At 61.7% G+C, this 16,253-nt stretch carries 14 protein-coding genes; 6 read left to right on the forward strand and 8 right to left on the reverse strand.

The window, feature by feature from the left end; translation table 11 throughout:
* Positions 1-480: 480 nt before the first annotated feature.
* Complete coding sequence (locus ACP7E0_RS34225; RefSeq protein WP_426131736.1) at positions 481-3,720, reverse strand: class I SAM-dependent DNA methyltransferase; 3,240 nt, start codon at positions 3,718-3,720, stop codon at positions 481-483.
* A 6-nt stretch (positions 3,721-3,726) separates the two neighbouring features.
* Entirely contained in the window at positions 3,727-3,891 is a 165-nt protein-coding gene (locus tag ACP7E0_RS34230) for a hypothetical protein (protein ID WP_426131737.1), read from the reverse strand.
* Between the two features lie 171 nt (positions 3,892-4,062).
* Between ACP7E0_RS34230 and ACP7E0_RS34235 the strand changes: the two genes are divergently transcribed.
* The 3 genes from ACP7E0_RS34235 (at position 4,063) to tam (ending at position 6,336) form a co-directional block, all read left to right on the forward strand.
* Positions 4,063-4,632, forward strand: a complete 570-nt coding sequence (locus tag ACP7E0_RS34235) for a phosphatase (RefSeq protein ID WP_426131739.1) — start codon at positions 4,063-4,065, stop codon at positions 4,630-4,632.
* Positions 4,633-4,832: 200 nt separating this feature from the next.
* Positions 4,833-5,483 (forward strand): haloacid dehalogenase type II, encoded by a 651-nt coding sequence (locus ACP7E0_RS34240; protein ID WP_426131740.1) that lies wholly within the window; start codon positions 4,833-4,835, stop codon positions 5,481-5,483.
* A gap of 82 nt (positions 5,484-5,565) precedes the next feature.
* A complete protein-coding gene (tam, locus tag ACP7E0_RS34245) occupies positions 5,566-6,336 on the forward strand; it encodes a trans-aconitate 2-methyltransferase (RefSeq protein ID WP_426131743.1) in 771 nt (256 codons plus the stop codon).
* A gap of 22 nt (positions 6,337-6,358) precedes the next feature.
* On the opposite strand, the gene ACP7E0_RS34250 is transcribed toward tam, so the two are convergent.
* From ACP7E0_RS34250 to ACP7E0_RS34260, 3 genes are read right to left on the reverse strand one after another with little or no spacing between them, the layout of a single operon-like run.
* A complete protein-coding gene (locus tag ACP7E0_RS34250; RefSeq protein WP_426131759.1) occupies positions 6,359-7,624 on the reverse strand; it encodes a serine hydrolase domain-containing protein in 1,266 nt (421 codons plus the stop codon).
* A gap of 34 nt (positions 7,625-7,658) precedes the next feature.
* A complete protein-coding gene (locus tag ACP7E0_RS34255; RefSeq protein ID WP_426131745.1) occupies positions 7,659-8,513 on the reverse strand; it encodes an alginate export family protein in 855 nt (284 codons plus the stop codon).
* A complete protein-coding gene (locus ACP7E0_RS34260) occupies positions 8,479-9,120 on the reverse strand; it encodes a hypothetical protein (protein ID WP_426131747.1) in 642 nt (213 codons plus the stop codon). The genes ACP7E0_RS34255 and ACP7E0_RS34260 overlap by 35 nt, the downstream gene beginning before the upstream one ends.
* Positions 9,121-9,387: 267 nt before the next feature.
* Between ACP7E0_RS34260 and ACP7E0_RS34265 the strand changes: the two genes are divergently transcribed.
* Positions 9,388-11,349 (forward strand): elongation factor G, encoded by a 1,962-nt coding sequence (locus tag ACP7E0_RS34265; RefSeq protein WP_426131749.1) that lies wholly within the window; start codon positions 9,388-9,390, stop codon positions 11,347-11,349.
* A 3-nt stretch (positions 11,350-11,352) separates the two neighbouring features.
* Here the strand turns inward: ACP7E0_RS34265 and ACP7E0_RS34270 are convergent, their stop codons facing one another.
* The 3 genes from ACP7E0_RS34270 to ACP7E0_RS34280 all read right to left on the reverse strand — a co-directional run bounded on the left by ACP7E0_RS34270 (position 11,353) and on the right by ACP7E0_RS34280 (position 13,756).
* Positions 11,353-11,952, reverse strand: coding sequence for a YdeI/OmpD-associated family protein (locus ACP7E0_RS34270; protein WP_426131751.1), 600 nt, complete (start codon positions 11,950-11,952; stop codon positions 11,353-11,355).
* Positions 11,953-11,973: 21 nt separating this feature from the next.
* On the reverse strand, positions 11,974-12,690 hold the full coding sequence (locus ACP7E0_RS34275) for a gamma-glutamylcyclotransferase (protein WP_426131752.1): 717 nt from the start codon (positions 12,688-12,690) through the stop codon (positions 11,974-11,976).
* Between the two features lie 169 nt (positions 12,691-12,859).
* Complete coding sequence (locus ACP7E0_RS34280) at positions 12,860-13,756, reverse strand: LysR family transcriptional regulator (RefSeq protein ID WP_426131754.1); 897 nt, start codon at positions 13,754-13,756, stop codon at positions 12,860-12,862.
* A 166-nt stretch (positions 13,757-13,922) separates the two neighbouring features.
* On the opposite strand from ACP7E0_RS34280, the gene ACP7E0_RS34285 reads away from it, so the two are divergent.
* Together ACP7E0_RS34285 and ACP7E0_RS34290 are read left to right on the forward strand one after the other, a co-directional pair.
* Positions 13,923-15,104 carry an MFS transporter gene (locus ACP7E0_RS34285; RefSeq protein ID WP_426131756.1) on the forward strand — a complete coding sequence of 394 codons (1,182 nt, stop codon included), beginning with the start codon at positions 13,923-13,925 and terminating at the stop codon, positions 15,102-15,104.
* 97 nt (positions 15,105-15,201) lie between these two features.
* Entirely contained in the window at positions 15,202-16,035 is an 834-nt protein-coding gene (locus tag ACP7E0_RS34290; RefSeq protein WP_426131758.1) for an aldo/keto reductase, read from the forward strand.
* Positions 16,036-16,253 lie beyond the last annotated feature (218 nt).

The following is a 16,253-nucleotide window of genomic DNA, read 5'->3' on the forward strand; positions in this document are numbered from 1 at the left end:
TTCAGGTTCGGGTATCAAAAGCGGGCGGAGGACCAGAGCCAGCAAACGGTCTCCAACGACCGGGATCCCGACGGCCTTCCGCCCGCCCCCATTAAAGCACAGTTCAGACACACAGGATCTCTGTGACGGGCACGGGAATGACGGAGGAGAGGTTGTGCCTGTCGCCCCACATGCGTGACGTGTTTGCCGTGCGACCCCTCCGCTGCGCTGCGCTGCGACCCTCCCCACAAGGGGGAGGGTTAAACCGCGCCCGCGGCAATTTCAGCGTGAAAAGCTGACTTCGAAAGCCAGCGTTGGAAGCCGACGTGATGTGCCGATTTGACGAGCTGGCTTGGGATGCTGACTGGGGATGCTGGCTGGGGATGCTGACCCTTGAAAAGTCAACGAGATGACCCGCGCGCCCGGCAAGCGAGGTCGCTCCCTCCCCCTTGTGGGGAGGGTTGGGGAGGGGATTTTTTCGGCGAACACCGCCGCTCCGGATTACGCCGCGCGGCGGTAGGCGAAGGTCTTGCCGCCGTCCTGGGTGGAAATCAGGCCCATGCGATAGAGCGAGACCAGCACGCTGGAAATGGCGGGCATGACCTTGCGGCCCTGCTTGAACGAGGCGGCGATGGTGGCGGCGTCGAGCGTGCCGCCAGAGGAAATCAGCGCGTTCATCACCAGGCCGGTCTGGGCGATGTCGTCGGGCGGGAAAGCGGGCTTGGGGCCGGCCTTTTCGGCGGGTTGCGCCACTGTCCCGAAATCGGCCTCCAGCTGTTTGGCCTTTTCCTTTTCCGAGCCGAAACGCTTGATCTGGTAATCCGGGCGCAGCCACTTCACCTCCCCGCGCTTTTCTTCCTTGGCCCGCTCTCTGTTGAGCGCGACGAGATTGGACAGCACCTGTTCCTCCGGCAGATCGGCCGGCCAGCCATAGGCGTCGGCCACCGCCGCATCCAGCCGTTCGTGCAATTCCTTGATGATCAGCACCAGCCCGTCATCGAAGATCCGGCGCTCCTTGGCGTCGAGATCATCGGGCCTTGCGCCTGCCTTCAGGCGTTCGAGCACGTTGTAAAGGCCGGTCAACGTCAGGTGCAGGTGCTGTTCGAGCACGCGCTTGCGATGGGCATCGAGTTCCTCGGCGATGGAGCCGATGGTTTGTTTCTGCTCGTCAGTAGCGTCGGGGAATGGGAAGGGGTCGAATGTTCTCGTCTTAGTATAAACAGAGTCATTGCCGACTCCGAGCCAGCCACCTGCACGAAGAGACCACAAAACATGGGTTCGCGAACCGAGAACACCCAAAATAAAAGAGTCATCCGCAGCGATGATGACCGCCTTGTCGACACAAATTATGTTTGAATCAAGAAACTGAAATACTCTGTGCCGGGCTGTGTCCACTGTTGCAATATACTGTCTCAAGCCTTGCAAGACAGGTCTGAGCTCTCGCCTAGGTTCGCCGAATATCCACCAGAGGTCGCGATACGACGCCCGATTGTTTGTATCTCGAACTGGCTTAACGGTCGCAAGCAAGTGCTGATAAGCGGCAGGAAACCTAGTGCGAACGTCGTCCTTCTCGAGACCGAAGAAATCTATGACCAGCTCTCCGCGCGACCGATACGCGATATCGCGACCGTTGCGATAGGGCCGTATATATGCATCAAGCCCTTCAATTGTGCCCAAGCCCAAATATTCTGCCAAGTTTGGCGAAACAATAAAACCTTCACCATGAAGCTTTACACCATCGTGGCCCAACGCCATGTTTGCTTGCAACTCAGCAGCACCCGTCACATCCACCCCAACCGTCAAATCCGAATTGATCCTGCCCTCTTTCTCCGCAAACAGGATCACCGGGCTGTCGGTCTCGACGCCCTCTTCCGCCGTCACTTCCAGCAACAGACCATCCTGCTTTCCAGCCTCCGCCACCGTCATGGCGATGCGCACGGCGGCGCTGTCGCGGGTGACCTTGGTCCAGGGGTGATCAGGCACGGCCATGACCAGCGAGACCGGCTTCTTGGCGTTGAGATAGCGCTCCATCACCCGGCGCTGGAAAACCTGGCTGATGGAATTGGTGGTGACGTAGCCGAAGCGTTTCAGCGACGTTCCCTTTTTCAGCAGAAGCTCAGCCGAGCGGTCCCACCAGTACATGACGAAATCGGCGCTCTCGTTCATATGGTCGTGGGCTTTCCACAGCGCCTCGGCATAGGCGCCACCCATGCGGGCGCGCACATCCTTGCCGCCGATGAAGGGCGGATTGCCGACGATATAGTCCGCCTTCGGCCAGTCCGGGCGGCGCGGGTTGGGATAGGTCTCCTTGCCATCCACCACCTGCGGCAGCGGATAGCCGTCCCATTTCAGCACCGCATCCATGCACTGGATATTGTGGAAGGCGCGCAGGATCGGCTCGGAGGGGGCAGCGCCCTTGGTGCGGAAATGCCATTGCAGATGGCCGATCCACAGCACCAGCTCGGCAATCGCCGCCGCGCGCGGGTTCAGCTCCATGCCAAGGAACTGATGCGGATCGACGGTATGGCTTTCAAGCCCGGTCAGCGCCTCCTGGCCGCCGAGATCGGCCAGCGCCTCCAGCACCTCGCCTTCCAGCCGCTTCATCAGTTCCAGCGAGACATAAAGGAAGTTTCCGGTGCCGCAGGCGGGATCGAGCACCCGCGTCTCGCAGAGCCGGTCATGGAACGCCTGCACGGTTTTCACCGCCGCATCGCCTCTAGCCTCGGCCTTCTGGCGCTCGGCCGTCGACAGCACCTGCCCCCACTCGGCCCGCAGCGGATCGATGACGGTGGCGATCACCAGTCGCTCGACATAGGCACGCGGCGTATAGTGGGCGCCAAGGCGGCGGCGGTCGTCGGGATCGAGCGCCTGCTCGAGGAAGGTTCCGAAGATCGCCGGCTCGACATCCTTCCAGTCATAGCTGGCCGCTGCCGCCAGTTCGCCGATCTCTTCTTTCGCCAGCTTCAGCGCCCGGCGCTTCTTGAAAAATTCGCCGTTGAATTTCTTGAACTTCTCGCGGATCGTCGCGGTAAAGCCGCCCTCGTCCATTGCCTTCCAGAGATCTTCCATCATGCCGGGAAAGATCTCCGGTTTTGCGGCACAGTCCTTCAGGAGATTTTTAAAACTCTCCTTCGGCAAGAGCTCGACATCCTCGGCAAACATGGTGAAGAGCACGCGCATCAGGAACATCGCCACCTCTTCAGTCGGATGGCCAGCCTCCTCCAGTGCCTTGGAGACCTTGGCGATGCGACCGGCGATCTCGCGCGTCACCCGAGCGGCATGGCGGGAAGGGTCAAGCGACAGCGGATCGCGCCAGATGGCAACGAGGCGCTCACGAACCGCGGGATCGCGCAGGTCTTCGAGGTAGATGCGGAAGGAGCGGCGGTCGGGAAACTGGTCGTAGGCTTTGCCATCGCGGCGGAAATTGGCATAGACCTCGATGCAATGGCCGACATCGCAGACGAGCACGAAGGGCGGCGGCTCATGGGCTGCCGGTAGCAGGCGCACGTAATTTTCGGCCTGCTGGCGCGCATTCAGCATCAGCACGTCCCAGGCGCGACCGGCACCACGGCGGCCACGCTGGGCGGCGGCAATTCCGGGCAACGACGGCGCGTCGGCCGGATCGATCAGCTTCTTGTCGCCGGACAGGCGGCTCTGCTTGGCCTCGAGGATGAAGCTGTTGCGCTTGTAGAGGTCGATGCGCTTGTTGGAGACGCTGCCGTCGCGGCCGTTTTCCCGCACGGCGCGTTAAAAGACATAATCATTGCCTTCGGTCGTCGCCGAGGCCGGATCGGCATGAGCCAGACCGAGCAGATCGCACAGTTCGGTCAGGAACAATGCGTAGTTTGCCCGCTCCTGCCCGCCTTCCTGTCCCTGCCAGCGCGTGATGAAAGTTTCGACCGTTTGCGTCACTGAATGCCATGCTCCCCAATAGTCTTTCTTTTTAGATCGGACGGGCAATCTTGCAAGCGGCAAAATAGCCGCAACATCCCGCCGTGGTTGCATTCGTCACGTCCCTCTTCCCCAGACCCCGCTGTCGCTGATATTTTCGAGCCGTACGGCAACGGAATCACGAGGCGAACGATGGCACTGGCAGCGGAAAGGCAGGAGAAGCAGGCAGAAGCGCTCTATGCGCCCTTGCTTGCGACCGATACGGCGCATCCGAATGGTTGGCCGGTGCGGATGATCGTCGCTTCGCAGACCGAGGCACGGCACAACAAGGCTATCTGGGCGCCGAGCCATCTGATCTCGATCCGGGCGCCGGGGACCAAACTTCTGTCGATGATCGACCTGCCGGCGGAGCGGCATCTGGAACTGCTGTTCGGCGACGCCACCGATCCCGACGAAGCGGATGCGGCAAAGCCCGCCCATATCGAGCGGGCCTTTGCCTTTGTCGATGGCCTGCCGCAGGACGCGCATCTGCTCATACACTGCCTGCGTGGCATCGGCCGGTCGACGGCGCTGACGCTCGGCATCCTCGCCCGCACCATGGAGCCGGAGGATGCAGCGGCCGCGTTGCACGGGCTGCGGCCGGAGGCCAAACCGAACCGGCATGTGACCGGGCTTTGCGACACCATGCTCGGTCTCAAGGGACGGCTTGCCAAGCAGGCGTTGCGGTTTCCCGCCAAGGTCTGGAAACCCGCAAAGAGTTGATCGGATTGCCTTCGAGAAATATTGTGCATTGCACAAATTTTTGACATGATCCAAGCCAAGAACCGTATTCAAGCGGTGATTGCGTGATGCCTCAAGCTCAAGGGAACGGCCAGGCAAAAAAACGCGATCAATCAAGGCGCTGACAGCTCTGTTTCGTGTATTGAAGGAGAGTGGTGCCAAGGGAATGACGGGAGAGTTCGATGTCTCATGCTGCCTATGTGTTCGATGCCTATGGCACGCTGTTCGACGTGCACGCGGCGGTGCGCAGGCATGCGGGCGCGATGGGGCCTGACGGCCAGGCCTTTTCCGATCTCTGGCGGGCCAAGCAGCTGGAATATTCCTGGATCCGCACCCTGATGGGCACCTATACCGATTTCTGGGCGCTGACCGAGCAATCGCTGGACTATGCCTTTGCCCGGTTTCCCTCCGCTGACAAGAAACTCAAGGCAGCGCTGCTCGACGCCTACTGGCATCTCGACTGCTATCCGGAAGTACCCAGTGTGCTGAAACATCTGAAGGATCGCGGCGCCCGCATCGCCATCCTGTCGAACGGCACGCCGCAAATGCTGCAATCGGCGGTGAAGAAAGCCGGGCTCGATCTGATCATTGACGACATCTTTTCGGTCGAGACGGTGAAAGCCTTCAAGACCGCGCCTGCGGTCTACGATATGGTGACGACCACCTACCGGCTCTATCCCGATGCCGTCTCGTTCCAGTCGTCCAACCGCTGGGACATTGCCGGCGCCACCAAATTCGGCTTCCGCACCGTCTGGATCAACCGGGCCAACATGCCGGACGAATATGCCGATTTCGGCCCCTCGCTGATCCTGCCGTCGCTGGAAAGCCTCTGAAGTATTTTTGTTTTACGCATTTCCGGACGCAAAACCGCTCCGCACTTTTGCTGGAACTGCTCCAACACCTGAAGGACATCCCATGTCTTGGTCTGCCGAACAATATATGAAATTCGAGGACGAGCGCACCCGGCCGGCCCGCGACCTGCTCGACCAGATCCCCAACCTGCCGGATGGCGCGCTCTATGATCTCGGTTGCGGGCCTGGTAATTCGACCGAGCTGATCCACGACCGCTTCCCGGCCTATATGCTGACCGGTATCGACAGCGATGAAAACATGCTGATGGCGGCGCGCAAGCGCATGACCCATACACGCTTCGAAAAGGGCGACCTGACGCAATGGGCGCCACCAAAACCTGCCGTTCTGCTGTTCGCCAATGCCGTGTTTCAATGGCTGCCGGATCATCTGGCCACGATCGAGCGGCTGATGGGCCAACTGATCCCCGGCGGCACGATTGCCGTGCAGATGCCTGATAATCTCGACGAGCCGTCGCATGCCTCAATGCGGGAACTGGCGGAAGACCCGCGGTTTTCGCAATATTATCCGAATGGCGGCCAGCGCCGCGCCACCCTGCCAGCACCTTCCGTCTATCTCGACCGCCTGGAATCAAAATGCATCAAGATCGATGTCTGGCACACGATCTATTATCATCGGCTGGCAAACGCCGAAGCCATCGTCGAATGGGTCAAGGGCACCGGCCTTCGCCCCTATCTCGACGCGTTGCCGGCCGACGCGCGCGAAGCCTATCTGGCGGCCTATCTCCGACGCATCCGCGAGGCCTATCCGCCGCTTGCGGACGGGCGCGTGCTGCTGAAATTCCCGCGCCTGTTCGTGGTCGCGGTCAAGCGATAGGCATCGACCGCCCACCGGAGGATTACGGCTTTTTCATCAGATGTTCGGCAACCGCCTCGAAGGCCGGCAGCGTGGTCGGGTCGTTGGCGGCGTTGCCGGCTGTCGGATGCGAGGAGAAGCGGGCAATGACCATGCGGGCCGTCGGGTCGATATAGATCGACTGGCCGTGCACGCCGCGCGCCATGTAAGCGCCGTGCGCATTATGCGACACCCACCACATGCCGCGATAGCTCCAGCCGGGAAGATTGGCATAGCCGGCCTTTTCGAACGCCGCCTTGTCGCCGCCACCGCTGATGCTCTTGATCGCGGCCTCCGGCACCAGCCGTTCGCCGTTGATAACGCCGTCATCGAGCAGCAGCTGGCCAATCCTAGCCATGTCACGCAAACCGGCGTTCAGACCGCCGCCGGCAAATGGCGTACCGGTGGAATCGACCGTGTAATAAGCATCCTGCTCGGCGCCCATCCTGCTCCAGAGACGCTCCGACAGCAGATCGGCAACCGACGTGCCGCTGACGCGCGCGATGATCCAGCCAAGCGCATCGGTGTTGATCGTCTTGTAGCCGAAGGCAACGCCGTGCTCGCCTTGCTTGGCGACGGTCTGGAGATATTCGAAATAGCTTTGTGGGCCTTTGTAACCGGCCGGTTTTGGCAAGGGATTTCCGGCCGCCGAATAGGTCCAGACATCGGCATTGGGGTCGGCATAATCCTCGCTGTAGCGCAGGCCGGTGGTCATATCGAGCACCTGGCGCACCGTCGCATCGCCAAAGGCGCTCTTTGACAATTCCGGCACGATGGTGGCGACCTTTGCCGTTTCATCGAGCTTGCCATCCGCCACCAGCATTTCGCCGAGCAGCCCGGTCAGCGATTTCGTCACCGACATCGCGCCATGCTGGCCGGTCTCATCGAGGCAGCCGGAATAGCGCTCGTAGACGACCTTGCCCTCATGCAGGACGACGATGCCATCGGTATAGTTGGCAGATAGCGACTGCGCCCAGGTCATCGGTGCGGCTGCGCCCGTCGGCGTAAAGGTGAGACTATCAATTGCCGCGTCGATCGTCCGCTCCAGGGGGCGTGGCGCGCCGAGGCCGCGGCTGACGCCGACTGTCGGCATCAGCTGGCGGAAATGGCAGACGGTCCAGCGCATCTTCGGGAAGCTGAAATAATCCGGATCGGAAAAGCGGATGATCTTGCCGGCCGGCGGCGGGGCGCCCACCATCCAGCCGAGCGCCTTCGGATCGGATTGCTCGGCCGTCATCGCTGCCCCCTGTGCATGGCTCAAGACCGGCATCGACAGGGTGGCAAGGGCGATTGCGGTGCTGATCTTAAAAATTGACGACCACATTGATGAAGCCTCCTGTCCAGGTCGGTGCTTTTTTACCAATCATACCGTCCAGCCCGGCACCCGGAAACGACACGCTGAACCCGGCAGTGAGGTAGGTATTGGCATTCACGACGCGATTGTATTCGAGGTAGACGTCGTCGGTGAGGTGTTTCTTGGTGACACCGGCGACTGGATTGGGAACGCCATTGGCAAGCTCGATGCGGGTGCCCTGGCCAAACTGGATCGGGCTTTTCAACTGGTTGGCACCGACACGGGCATAGCGCAGCGTCAGCGTATCCCGTTCGGTCGGGCGGACACTGAGGCTCACCTGGTGGGCGTTGACGTTGGAATTGATGAAGACCATCGATGATTTCGAACCTGTCGACCAGGCGCTGGGGCTTCCCTCGAAATAGAGCGGATCGAACCGTTCGAGCTTCGAGGTCGACGGGTCGTCGCCGGAAAAGCTCTGGTAGCCATAGGCAAGGGTCGGGGTCCAGGAGAGCTCGGCAAAGGTGTAACCGGCCTGAACACCAAAGGCATAGGCCTGCATGTCGATGGCGTCGTTCCACTCATAGGCGAAATCGCCGGCAACGAAGACATTGTCGAACGGATTGGCGCGGCCGTAGAGATTGACGAACGTCAGGCCGTCGCGGGCGCCCGGCAGGATCGCCGGCACGCCGATGCCGTCGGGAGCAGCCTTGGGATAAGGCGCGTTCGATTGCGGCACATAGCCGAAAGTCAGGCCGGCATAGGTCTCGGATTCGCCATCATAGCGGATATCGCCGCCGACGATGCGGGTGCCGCTGTCGTTTCGCTTCAACTCATTGGCATCGAGGTAGAAGGCGGTGGCGGACACGGGCCGGCATCGAACCGGGCAAGGGTGCATCTTCCCACGCCTTGCGCGGCCCAAGCTTCAGGGCGCCGCGTTCGAAGCCGCTGGTGCCGCCATTGGCAATCAGCATGCCGGTGCCGGCCTTGAACTCGCGTGGACCGAGCGACAGGTCGAAGGCCGGATCGCTGCCATCATCTTCGGAGCGGATACCGAGATAGCCCTCCTCCAATGTCAGGCGGCCGGTATTGCCGACAGCGAAGGCATCAATGCCGATCGTGCCCGATGCGACGGCCGAGATCTTGCCGTAGATGGCGAGACCAGCGCCAACCTGCTGGGTGAAACTCAGGCCGGGCATCAGATAACCTTCGAGCCAATCCGAGTCGGAATCGAAATCCGCATCGGGGGCGAAGATATCGGCATAGTTCCAGAACAGGTTCTGCTCGGCTACGGCATTGATCCCGGCCTGCAGATGCGCCCGCAGTATGAAACCATCGCGGTCGATCAACAGCATCGGATCTTCGGCAAGGGCGACCGTGGGAAACACCAAAGCTGCCGCAACGACAGCCATGCCGATCGGTCCGGCATGGCGGCAAGGCAGTCTCTGGCGCTTGTCCGTCCGGGGATGCGTCATCGGATGGTGCCACTCCTATAGGACAGGGGTCTGTTGCCTGTCGTTCAGGACCCCGCCGTCCATCGCATGGCAACGGGCCTCTCCGCCGCCGGGTTGTCAACCCGTATCACAGTCAATCTATCCGATTCCCCGCCGGCATGTGCGCCACGATGGCCTATTCGGCAAAAATTGCACGCAACCTGACAAACAGCCCTCTGGCGCGCGGCCCCGGTTCAGGGCATCCTATCACCACAGAGAATTGAGCTTATGGCTGTTGGAGGACCGCCCATGCGCTGCTTTACTGTACTTGGACCGTCGCAGACCGGAAAATCGACGATCGTGGAAAAGCTCGGCTCGCTGGAGGCATCCCCGAGAAAATCCATCTCTCCCTATGGACTGAACCTCACCGAGTTCACCTTCGGCAACGAAGCCTGGTGTGGGCTGGATACGCCGGGGCTGAACGAGGCGCTTGCCCATGCGCAACACGCGCTTCTGGCCAGCGATGCCTGCATTCTCTGCGTGTCACCGGCGCCGGAAGAGGCCGTGCTTGCGGCGCCTTATCTGCGGATGATCGAAGCGTCGGGAACGCCCTGCATCCTCTTCGTCAACCGGATGGACGAGCCGAGGGGCCGGTTGCGGGACGTGATCGCAGCGCTTCAGGACTATGCCAGCCACACGCTGTTGCTGCGTCAGATCCCGATCCGCGAGGGCGACCGGATCGTCGGCAGCTGCGACCTGATTTCCGAGCGGGCGTGGCGCTACCGCGAAGGCCAGACCTCGGCACTGATCGCCATTCCCGACAGCACCTCCGAGCGGGAGCATGAGGCCCGCACCGAACTTTTGGAACATCTGTCGGAATTCGACGACTGGCTGTTGGAAGAACTGATCGAGGACCGCGAGCCGCCGAGCGATGCGCTCTATGCTATCTCGACGCGCGTGTTACGGGAAAACAAAATCATCCCGGTGCTGATCGGGGCCGCCAGCCATGGCAATGGCATTATGCGGCTGATGAAGGCGTTGCGCCACGAGGCGCCGCCGGTAGATGCATTGCGCGAGCGTCTTGCTGCAGCCAGCAACGTCGACAAGAGCAAGCTCAAGGCCGTCAGCTTTCATGCCTATCATCGCCAGAATATCGGCAAGACAGTGTTGGCACGCGCGCTTGGTGACGGGCTCAAGCAAGGCGCCTCTCTGGGTGGTTCTGGGCTGGGTGCCGTGCAGGATCCCGCCAACGGCAAGGGCAATGCGGCGTTTGCGCCATTGGCCGGCGATCTATTCGCGACGGTCAAATCCGACCACCTGTCTGTGCCGGCGCTTTTGACGGCTGAGGCCGCCCTTTCTCCACCCGAATGGACGCAAGCGCCGACGCCGATGCTGGAAAGGATATTGGTACCGGGCAGCGAGCGCGACGAGAACAAGCTTTCGGAAACGCTGGCAAAACTGTCGGAAACCGATCGCAGCCTCAAGATCCTGCAGGAAGAAGGAACCGGCGCCCAGATGGTTTGTGCCCAGGGGCCGGTGCATCTGCGCGATCTCCTGCGTACCCTGTCCGACGTCTTTCACGTGACCGCGACCGAGCGCGCGCCGACCCCGGTCTATCGCGAGACAATCTCGAAACCTGCCGAAGTCCACTACCGCCACCGCAAGCAGACCGGCGGTGCCGGGCAGTTTGCCGATGTGAAGCTGACCATTCATCCCAATGGCCGCGGCCAGGGATTTTCCTTTATCGAAACCGTCAAGGGCGGTGTGGTTCCGCGAAACTACATTCCAGCCGTGGAGGCAGGTGCGCATGAGGCGATGGAGAAAGGCCCACTGGGCTTTGCGGTCATCGATGTCGGTGTGACGCTGACGGACGGCCAGCACCACGCGGTCGACAGTTCCGAACATGCGTTCCGCTCCGCCTCGAAGATGGGCGTGCGGCAGGCGTTGTTGGAAGGTGCGGCCGTGTTGATGCAGCCGGTGTTCCGCAGCGAGATCCACATTCCCTCTGTCTATTCGGGCAATCTGGTGCAGATCGTCTCGTCGCTGAAGGGACAGGTGCTCGGCTTCGACCGGGATGAGACCGCCAAGGGCTGGGATATTTTTCGCGCCCTTGTTCCGGGAGGCGCGCTTGACGAGCTGGCGCGCGCGTTGCGTTCGGCCACGCAAGGCATCGGCTATTTCTGCAAGACCTTCGATCATTTCGAAGAACTCTACGGCAAGGAGGCCGATGCGATCGTGCGGGCCCATGGGACGCAGCGCGCTGAGCACTGAACGTCAGGGCTTACCGCGGCGGGGATGGATGGTTTCGCCACGGCCAAGCATGGCGACCAGCCTTTCGATGATGCGCGCGCGGGTTTCCGGCTTGTTGGCGGTGTGAACGCGATAGAGAACGGCGTAGCGGTTGGCGTTGTCCAGCGTGCCGAACAGGGTTTTGGCACCTTCGTTTCCATTGAGCGCCTGCTGCAGGTCGGCCGGTACGGTGATCGTGCTCTGGGACTGATAGGCAACCTCCCAACGCCCATCTGCCTTCGCCCGTTCGATTTCCGCATGGCCGGCCGGACGCATGCGCCCCGCCTCGATCAGGGCCTCTGCCCGCTTGCAGTTGATCGCTGACCATTTGCCTTTCGGCCGCCGTGGCGTGAAGCGGATCAGCCAGTAATTGTCGTCAAACGGTTTCAGCTGGCCGTCGATCCAGCCATGGCACAGTGCTATATCGATCGCCTCCGGTTTGGAGACGGTGGACACGCCCGACGCCTTCTTGGCAAATTTCAACCAGAGCCCGCTCGCTGACAGCGGCTGACTGGCGAGCCAGCTTTCCCATTCGGCGGCATCTGCGAAAGCCAGTACGGGCAGTTCGGCTTGATTCTCGGCCATGACCGGTCTCTCCTCACACTGTCAGCGCGCCTGCGGCTCCAGGGTCTGGCGATGGATCGACCTGATTTCCTCGGCCACCAGTTGCTGCAGGCGCCAGAGATTGCGGTCGTGAATGCCGAAATCCTCCAGATGCGAGACGGTGTTGTAGAGATATTCGGCACCCGATCCGAAATGTCCGCAAGCCCGGGCCAGAACGCCCGCCACCTCGTCCAGCGGCAGGCGGGAACGGATCCGCTCGCCGGTCGCCCCCACCCAGAAACCCAGAGCCCGGCAGGGGCCATTTTCGGATTTGACCGATATCCACCGGACGGCATCGATATTCTCGACGGCGCTGACTTCGCGGCGCAGCATGCGTTCGATCTGGGCGGCGCGGTCGTTGTCCGGCAGCCGGTAGATGACCCCGTCGCAGCGGCCGCCGCGTTCCAATGCCATCATCAAACCGGGCTGATCATGCGAGCCGCGCCAGCGGTTGATATGCAGACAGAACGACCGGTGCCAGCCGAAGGCCGTCGCCCGCTGCCGGTCGGTCGCCTCGAATTCCGGCTTCCAGATCAGCGAACCATAGGCAAACACCCAAAGTGGCTCGCCATGGCTTTCCCGCTCAAGCGCTACGGCAAGATCGCGATATTGCTCGTCGCTGATCGCGGTCCATCGTCCATCCGGGCCGGGATCGGCGATATCGCGATGGCAGAGCGCCACCATATCCGGCGTCAGGGACATTTTTCGCGGTTGGGGCATCGGTATCTCGTCTCGGCAGGACAGTGTCAGAAAGAAAGCATGTGGGGCCTGCTTGCCCAAACTGCCAGAGCGAACTGATCAGTCAAGCGGTGCAATCACCACCCGATACCTGCATTTCTATTCGGAAACGCAGTGCATCGGCATAGAGGCGAAGCAAGTCAGCAAATTCCTAGTCCATCTTTGCGGCAAGAAAATCGATGAAGGCGCGGATGCGGGCTGCGAGATGTTCGTGGCCGGTAAAGACCGCGTGGACCTGCTCCGGTTCGTGCGGATTGTAATCCTCAAGCACTTCGACCAGCCTGCCGTTGCCGATATCCGGATCGACATCGAATTTGCCGATGCGGGCAATGCCGAGCCCCGTCAGGCACAGGTTGCGGGCGATCGAGCCGCTGGAGGCCTGCACATTGCCGGGAGCCGGGCGCGTATAGAGCGCGTTGGACGCCGGATCGCGAAACAGCCATTCACCGGGATTGCGGCCAAAGGTGAAGGTGATGCAATTGTGCGCAGCGAGATCATCCGGCCGCTGCGGGGTGCCATGACGCTTAAGGTATTGCGGCGTCGCCACCGTGATGCGGTGACTGTCGAGAAGCTTTCGCGCTTTCAGGCTTGAGTCCCGCATCGGCCCGACCCGGATGGCGATGTCGGTGCGCTCCTCGATCAGGTCGATGACCCCATCCGTCAGCGACAGTTCAAGCCGCACCTCCGGATAGAGCGCCAGGAACTCACCCGCCAGCGGTATGATGTAGCGCTCGCCAAAGCCGACGGTGGCGTTCACCCGCAGAAGTCCGCGCGGCGTTGCCAGCCCGCCGCCGGAAACGAGCTGTTCGGTCTCGGCGATTTCCGCCAGGATGCGCTGCGCCCGGGCGAGATAGATTTCGCCCTCCGGTGTCAGAAGCAGCGACCGCGTGGTGCGCACCAGAAGGCGGGTGCCGAGCCGGTCCTCGATGCGGGTGACCAGCTTGCTGACCGCCGATGGCGACAGCCTCAGCCGCCGTCCGGCCGCTGAAAAGCTTTTAGCCTCGGCGGCCGTGACGAAGACCTCCATTTCGCCAGCCCGATTGTCCATCGCATCGCTTCCTGTGAATTCAATTCACAGGCATTTATCCATTCCCATGGATTATCGCGCAAGTGCCTTTGGCCCATATTCCACTCAACGAAACCCATGACGGCCCGGATATCCGGTGCGCCGCCACCAACACGCCGGGCCTCCCACCGGCGATAAAGGTGCTCCCATGCCTCTTGCCCTGTTTGCATTGACGATCGCGGCCTATGCGATCGGAACCACGGAATTCGTCATCGTCGGCCTGTTGCCGACCGTCGCCACCGATCTCGGCATTACTTTGCCGCTGGCAGGATTGATCGTCTCGATCTATGCGCTCGGCGTCACCTTCGGTGCCCCGATCCTCACCGCGCTCACCGGCCGCATCGAGCGCAAGCCGCTGCTTCTCGGCCTGATGGCGCTGTTCATTGCCGGCAATGCCATGGCCGCACTCAGCCCGTCCTATGAGACATTGCTGATCGCCCGCGTGCTTTCGGCCTTTGCGCATGGCGTGTTCTTCTCCGTCGGCGCCACCATTGCCGCCGATCTCGTGCCGGAAAATCGCCGTGCCTCAGCGATCGCGCTGATGTTCATGGGGCTGACCGTCGCCATCGTCACCGGCGTTCCGCTCGGCACCCTCATCGGCCAGACATTCGGCTGGCGCGCCACCTTTTGGGCCGTCGCAGGCCTCGGCGTCATTGCTCTGACCGCAATCGCTGCCCTGTTGCCCTCCACCCTGTCGAAGGCGGCACCGGCCAGCATTCTCGATCAGGTTCGCGTGCTCGGTTCGGGCCGCCTGCTTCTGGTCTTCGGCATGACGGCGCTCGGTTATGGCGGCACGTTCGTCACCTTCACCTTCCTGGCACCGATGCTGCAGGACGTCACCGGCTTTGCCGCCTCCTCCGTCAGCCTCGTTCTGGTGCTCTATGGCCTGGCGATCGCTGCCGGCAACATCATCGGCGGCCGCCTCGCCGACCGCAATCCGGTGAAGGCGCTGATCTGGCTGTTTGCCGCCCAGGCTGCCGTGCTGGTGATCTTCTCCTTCACCTCGGTCTCGGCCATCCCTGCCCTGATCACGCTTGCAGCACTCGGCTTCCTGTCATTTGCCAATGTGCCCGGCTTGCAGCTCTATGTGGTGCAACTGGCCAAGCAGCATCGTCCCGGCGCCGTCGATGTCGCCTCGGCGCTCAACATTGCCGCCTTTAACCTCGGCATTGCTGCCGGCGCCTGGATCGGCGGTCTGGTGGTGGCCTCGCCGCTCGGGCTGCAGGCAACGCCATGGGTCGGCGCGATCCTGGTCGCCGGTGCCCTGGTGCTCACCGTCATCAGCGGCATGCTCGACCGCAAGCCGGAGCCGATTGCCCAAGCGGCCTGACCAACACGGCTTGACCAACACGGCTCACGCCACATCTATAACGACATCATTCCGGACCCGGCCACGTGCCGGGTCTCCTCCCTGAAAGGACATTTCCATGCAGACAGTCAGCGCCAACGGCGCCAATATCCCCGTTCTCGGCTTCGGCACCTTCCGTCTGCCCGGCCCGGACGTGCTGCGCATCGTGCCGCAGGCGATCAAGCTCGGTTTCCGCCATATCGATACGGCGCAAATCTATCGCAACGAGGCGGAGGTCGGCGAAGCCATCGAGTCCTCCGGCGTTGCGCGCGGCGATATCTTCCTCACCACCAAGGTCTGGGTCGATCACTACAAGCATGCCGACTTCCTCGCCTCCGTCGATGAAAGCCTGAAGAAGCTGCGCACCGATTATGTCGATCTGCTGCTTTTGCATTGGCCGAGCAGCGGCGTGCCGCTGGCCGAGCAGATCGGCGCGCTGAACGCAGTGAAAAAGGCCGGCAAGGTGAAGAATATCGGTGTCAGCAATTTCAACACGGCGCTGATGGCGCAGTCGGTCGAGCTCAGCGAAGCGCCGCTCGCCACCAACCAGATCGAATACCACCCCTATCTCGACCAGACGAAGGTTCTGGAAGCCGCCCGCTTAACCGGCATGTCGATCACCGCCTACTACGCCATGGCCGATGGCAAGGTGCCGAGCGAGCCGCTGCTGAAAGATATCGGTGCCAGGCACGGCAAGACCGCAGCCCAGGTGGTGTTGCGCTGGCTGACCCAACAGAAGGATGTAATCACCCTGTCGAAAACGGCAACCGAAAGCCGCCTGAAGGAGAATTTCGATATTTTCGATTTCGATCTTACCAACGACGAGATGGCCGCGGTCCACAAACTCGCCCGCCCCAACGGCCGCATCGTCAGCCCCGGCGGCCTGGCGCCTGACTGGGACCGGGCGGACTGATTATTGACAGCCTTACCCTGTCGCGTTCCCGCGACAGGGTAAGGCTGGTGATAAGGTCATTTTCTCATCATTTGGCAGTTCATTTGGGAAATTGCGCGATGCCAAAACCTCCGTCATTCCTGTGCCTGTCACAGGAATCCTGTGTGTCTGAACTGTGCTTTAATGGGGGCGGGCGGAAGGCCGTCGGGATCCCGGTCGTTGGAGACCGTTTGCTGGCT

This window comes from Pararhizobium sp. PWRC1-1, from assembly GCF_049897905.1.
Classification (GTDB): domain Bacteria; phylum Pseudomonadota; class Alphaproteobacteria; order Rhizobiales; family Rhizobiaceae; genus Pararhizobium.